The organism is Bifidobacterium sp. UBA6881, from assembly GCA_002451435.1.
Classification (GTDB): Bacteria; Actinomycetota; Actinomycetes; order Actinomycetales; family Bifidobacteriaceae; genus Bifidobacterium.
The window spans coordinates 7,435-13,427 of sequence record DKCF01000048.1; the positions used below are offsets into that span (position 1 = coordinate 7,435).

Sequence of the window (5,993 nt, forward strand, 5' to 3'; positions counted from 1 at the left end):
TCGGCGAGCTTGTTCATGATGGCGTGGGACTCCTCGTAGGTGCCCTTGATGGACGGGGCGCCATCGCCGTGGTCGGCGAGAGCGTTCAGGGTCTTCTCCGGCATGGTGTTGACGACGAACGGGGCGACCAGCTCGTCGACGTACTTGCAATCGGAGTAGGCGGCGTTCTTGGTGCCGGTGGAGGCCCACAGCGGACGCTGCTTCTTGGCGCCCTTGGCCTCAAGCTCGGCCCAACGCGGATCATTGGCGAACTTGTTCTCGAACAGTTCGTAGGCCAGGCGAGCGTTGGCCACGGCGGCCTTACCTTCCAGCGCCTTGGCCTCTTCGGAGCCGTTGGCTTCCAGCAGCTTGTCGACCGCGGTGTCCACACGGGAGACGAAGAAGGAAGCGACGGAGCCGATGTGCTTCAGGTCGTGACCGTTCGCCGCGGCCTGGGCGATGCCTTCGATGTAGGCGTCGATGACCTGCTCGTAACGCTCGATGGAGAAGATCAGGGTGACGTTCACGGAGATGCCCTTGGCCAGGGTGGCGGTGATCGCCGGCAGACCCTCGAGGGTGGCCGGGATCTTGATCATGGCGTTCGGACGGTTGACCTTGGCCCAAAGTTCCTCGGCCTGCTTCTCGGTGGCTTCGGTTTCGTGGGCCAGACGCGGATCCACCTCGATGGAGACGCGGCCATCGACGAAGTCGGTCTTTTCCGCGATCTCGCGGAAGATGTCGGTGGCGTTGCGCACGTCGGTGGTGGTGAGCTCACGCACTGCGGTCTCGACATCGACCTTGCCCAGTTCCTTCAGCTGCGGGTCGTACGGGCCGACCTCGTGAAGCGCCTTCTGGAAGATGGACGGATTGGTGGTGACACCGACAACGTTCTTGTTGGCGATGAGGTCCTGCAAAGAACCGGACTCGATACGGGAACGGGACAGGTCGTCCAGCCAAATCGAGACACCGGAATCGGAGGTGCGCTGCGTTGCTTCAGTCATTGTTTTTCTCCTTGATACCTTTTTGGATCAAAATTTTGCATAGGGGAGGAACGGGACGTTCCCGTTCCTCCCGATTGGGTCACTTGGCGGCTTCGGCTTCCGCGATGGAGGCCTTCGCGGCTTCCACGACATGGTCCGCGGTGATGCCCAGATCGGCCAGGTTCTGAGCGCCGTCGCCCTGCAGACCGAACTGTTCGATGGAAACCGGCTTGCCGTAGGAACCGAGGTACTTGTACCACGGCATGGCCACACCGGCCTCCACGGAGACGCGGGCCTTGACGGAGGCCGGAAGCACGGCTTCCTTGTACTCGGCGTCCTGCTCCTCGAACCATTCGAGGGACGGCACGGACACGACGCGGGCCTTGACGCCCTCGTCGGCCAGGGTCTTGGCCGCGGAGACGGCCAGCTGGACCTCGGAGCCGGAGCCCATGAGAATGACGTCTGGGGCGCCATCGGTGTCGATGAGCACGTAAGCGCCCTTCTTGACGCCGTCCTTGGCCTTGGCCGCGGTCTCTTCGAGAACCGGAAGGCCCTGGCGGCTCAGCACCATGGCGGTCGGCAGCGTGTTCTTCTTCTCGAAGAAGTAGCGGTATGCCTCGGCGGTTTCGTAGGCATCGGCCGGACGGACAACCTCAAGCTGCGGCATGGCGCGGAAGGAGGCCAGGTGCTCGACCGGCTGGTGGGTCGGACCATCCTCGCCGACCGCGACGGAATCGTGCGTCCACACGTACAGGTTCGGGATCTCCATCAGCGCGGCCAGACGTACGGCGGAACGCTCGTAGTCGGAGAACATGAAGAACGTTCCACCGAACGGACGGGTGTGGGAGCCCAGCAGGATGCCGTTGGTGATGGTGCCCATCGTGAACTCGCGGACGCCGAAGTGCAGCTGGCGTCCATACGGGCTGCAGACCGGCCACTGCTTGGTCGCGCAACCTTCCGGAGCGAAGGTCGCGGCCCCCTTGAGATCGGTCTTGTTGGAACCACCAAGGTCGGCGGAGCCGCCCCAGAATTCCGGCATGACGGACGCAATGGCGTTGAGCACGGAGCCCGAAGCGCCACGGGTGGCGACGGCCTTGCCCACCTCGAAGGTGGCTTCGACGTCGTCCAGGGCCTTGTCGAAGCCCTCAGGGAGCTTTCCTGCCTTGATGCGGTCGTACAGGGCGGCCTTGTCCGGGTTGGCCTTGCGCCATGCGTTGTACTTCTCGTCCCATTCCTTGTGGGCTTCGAGGCCGCGCTCGGCGACCTTGCGGGCATGGGCCAGAGCCTCCTCGTCAATGTGGAAGGACTCTTCGGGATCGTAGCCGAGCACCTTCTTGAGACCCGCGACGGCCTCGGCGCCGAGCTTGGAACCATGGGCGGACGGGTCGTTGGTCTTGCCCGGGGTCGGCCATGCGATCAGCGTGTCGACCTTGATGAGCTTCGGCTGGTTCGGCGCCGCCGCGCGTGCCTTGGCGATGGTGTCGGCCAGACCTTCGACGTCTTCCTTGTAGGAACCGTCGGGCTGGATGAAGCTGAACTCGTCGGTGTACCAGCCGTATGCCTGGAAACGCTTGAGCACGTCCTCGGCGAGAACGAGGTTGGTGTCGCCCTCGATCTGGATGCGGTTGGCGTCGAAGATCACGGTCAGATTGCCGAGCTGCTGGTTGGCGGCAAGGGCCGCGGCTTCACCGGAGATGCCCTCCTCGATGTCGCCTTCACCGCAGATGACCCAGATGTTGTGGTCGAACGGGGACTCTCCGGCGGGGGCCTCCGGATCGAGCAGACCGCGCTGGAAGCGCTGGCCGTATGCGAAACCGATGGCGGAGGCGAAGCCCTGGCCCAGCGGGCCGGTGGTCATTTCGATGCCGGGGGTCAGGCCGTATTCCGGATGGCCCGGGGTACGGGTGTCGGCGCCGCCGCGGAAGTGCTTCAGGTCATCCAGGGTCAAACCATAACCGGAGAAGTACAGCTGAACGTATTGGGTGAGGGATGCGTGGCCACCGGAAAGAATGAAGCGGTCGCGACCTTCCCACTTGGGATCGTTCGGATCGTGCTTGATGAAGTGCTGGTACAGGGTGTAGGCGATGGGCGCCAGAGAGACCGGGGAACCGGGGTGTCCGTTTCCCGCATGCTCAACCGCGTCGGCCGACAGGACCTTGGCCATCTTGATGGCGCGCTCGTCCAGCTCAGTCTCCTTGAATTCGGTCATGGATTACTTTCCTTCCAATTGGTCGGGCCGCGTGTCCGGCTTGTGCCGGGCGCTCGTCGCCTTCACATTGCATCTCCCATAGTAGCGTCGTGATGTGACGTTTCCAGTGCATTTTTGGCGTGTTTTGGTAATTTATGTTCTGTTAGCGCTCACAAATAATTGATTCATGCAAATGTTTTTGTTCGCTTAATGTTCCGTACAACCATGTCCGACATTCGCCCAAATGCGCATACATATCATACAGATGCCTGTTCGGAGATGTCGGGGGACCGTCCGGAAAAGGAAAGAGACCCGCATCCGCACGACCTCGGTGGCGCGTGCCGCCTCGCGAACAATCACTCCGAAAGCGAACCCAATTAGCACTCCGGGGCGAAGAGTGCTAAAACAGTGGCATGGTTGCTTATGCGAACGGGCGGCACGTCGAGCCGCCCGTCTTGACGTTATAAGGAGGCGCGCATGACGCAGTCGAGACGCATGCTGGTATTGCGTGCCGTCGTCGAGGATTACATCCGCTCCCAAGAGCCGGTCGGCTCCACCACCTTGACCAAGGACCACAATCTTGGCGTCAGCTCGGCCACGGTACGCAACGACATGGCAGCGCTGGAGGATGACGGGTATCTGATTCAGCCGCACACCTCCGCCGGGCGCATTCCCACGGAAAAGGGATACCGCTATTTCGTCGACCGTTTGGCGACGGTCGTGCCGCTGTCGCAGGCCCAACGCCGTGGCATCAGCAGTTTTCTGTCGGGATCCGTCAATCTGCAGGACACGCTGCAGCGCGCCGCGCGTCTGCTGGCGCAGATCACAGGCCAGGTCGCCGTGGTGGCCGCGCCTTCGCTGTCGAAATCGACATTGCGCCACATTGAAATCGTCCCCGTGGCGGTCAACACCCTGCTGGCGGTAATCATCACCGATACCGGTCGCGTCGCCCAGCATACGCTCAGCGTCGCGGAGCTGCCCGATATGGCCGCCCTGACGCAACTGGTCAATGAAATCAACGCGCAGTGCGTCAGCGTTCCGTTGACGCGAACCGCCGATTACGTGCGTCAGCTTTCCACGCGCGAGGAATACCGCTCCATCGCCACGCTCATCGAGGCGTTGGCTTCCGCCATCAGCAGCATGGCGGACGACGAATGCGCGGGAGAGCTTTACATGGCGGGAGCGTCCAGTCTCGCGCACCAGCGCGCCATGGCCGATCTCGCACCGCTCTTCGACGCTTTGGAGGAACAGGTCGTGCTCATGAAGCTGATGAGTTCATTGAGCGAGGGCACCCAGTCAGACGGCATCGGCGTCGCCATCGGCTCCGAAACGCACACTCCGGGATTGCTCCATGCCTCCGTGGTGTCCAGCGGTTATGGACGCACTTCGATGGCAGCGGAGGGCGATGGCACGGAAGCCCGGCCTCGCGGTTCGGATGCGAAACGGAATGACCCTCAGCATACTTCCGAACCTGTCGCCTTTGTCGGTTCCATAGGGCCGACCCATATGGATTACGCCGCCACCATGGCGGCCGTGCATGCCGTCGCCAAATATTTGACGGCGTTCCTCTCACACGATGAAAATCCGACCAATACCTGACCCTGCCTCATGGCACAATGACACGCGAAAAACAATAGGGAGAAAGAAATCGTGACGGACTACTACGAAGTGCTGGGCGTCGACCGTTCTGCCAGCGACGAGGAGATCAAGAAGGCCTATCGAAAGATGAGCCGCAAATACCATCCCGACATCGCCGGTCCGGAGTTCGAGGACAAGTTCAAAGAGGTCAACAACGCCTACGAAGTGCTTTCGGATCCCAAGAAACGTCAGATGTACGACGCCGGCGTCGACCCGAACAATCCGAACGCCGGCAACATGGGCGGCGGGTTCAGCGGCGGCTTCGGCGACATGGGGGACATTTTCAACATGTTCACCGGCGGCGCCTTCGGCGGCGGCAACGGAGGGCCGACTCCCCGTACGCAGCCGGGACGCGATGCGTTGGCCACCGTGACCATCGATTTGAAGACCGCGGTGTTCGGAGACACCGCGCATGTCAAGATCAACACGTTCGGACTTTGCCAGGAGTGCGCCGGCACCGGCTGCCAGAAGGGAACGCAGCCGAAACAGTGCCCCGATTGCCACGGACAGGGATACGCGCAACGCGTCGTGCGCACCATGCTGGGGCAGATGATGACCACGGCGCCGTGCGAACGATGTGAGGGCCACGGCACCATTATCGAGAAGCCGTGTCCCTCATGCATGGGACACGGCCGCGTGCGCGTCACCCGCAACGTCGGCGTATCCGTGCCGGCTGGCGTGACGAACAACACCAGGCTCCGTCTCGCGAATCAGGGCGAGGTCGGCGAAAACGGCGGAGTCGCCGGTGATTTGTACGTCGACATCCGCATCGCCCAGGACGACACGTTCACCCGCGACGGCGACGATCTGCATTGTTGGATCCGCGTGCCGATGAGCTGGGCCGTGCTTGGCCACGACCTCGACATCGACACGTTCGACGGCAAGCAGACGGTAAGCGTTCCGGCCGGTTGCCAGCCCGACGACACCGTGACCCTGAAGAACCTCGGCGTCACCCACCTTAACGGCAATGGGGACCGCGGCGATCTGGTGGCGCATGTGGTCGTGGAGATTCCGAAGAAGCTGAGCGACGAGGAAAAGACGCTGATCGAACGGTTCGCACAACAGCATGACGCCGACGCGAAACACGTCACCATCGGCTCTCGCCCCGCCTCCGGCGCCAAGAAGGGCTTCTTCTCCAAGCTCAAGGACGCATTGCGATAATCCCCGGTTTTTCAGCCGTCAGGAAAGGACGCATGGGAAAGCCCGGA

Annotated in this window: 4 protein-coding genes; 2 read left to right on the forward strand and 2 right to left on the reverse strand. The window is 62.3% G+C overall.

The window, feature by feature from the left end; genetic code table 11:
- Together tal and tkt are read right to left on the reverse strand one after the other, a co-directional pair.
- A partial coding sequence (gene tal / locus B3C64_RS04010) for a transaldolase (RefSeq protein WP_291533900.1) occupies positions 1-980 on the reverse strand: 980 nt, incomplete at its 3' end.
- Positions 981-1,059: 79 nt separating this feature from the next.
- Positions 1,060-3,168, reverse strand: a complete 2,109-nt coding sequence (tkt, locus tag B3C64_RS04015; RefSeq protein WP_291533901.1) for a transketolase — start codon at positions 3,166-3,168, stop codon at positions 1,060-1,062.
- A gap of 456 nt (positions 3,169-3,624) precedes the next feature.
- On the opposite strand from tkt, the gene hrcA reads away from it, so the two are divergent.
- Positions 3,625-4,746, forward strand: coding sequence for a heat-inducible transcriptional repressor HrcA (hrcA, locus tag B3C64_RS04020; protein WP_291533902.1), 1,122 nt, complete (start codon positions 3,625-3,627; stop codon positions 4,744-4,746).
- 51 nt (positions 4,747-4,797) lie between these two features.
- Entirely contained in the window at positions 4,798-5,946 is a 1,149-nt protein-coding gene (gene dnaJ / locus B3C64_RS04025; RefSeq protein WP_291533904.1) for a molecular chaperone DnaJ, read from the forward strand.
- Positions 5,947-5,993 lie beyond the last annotated feature (47 nt).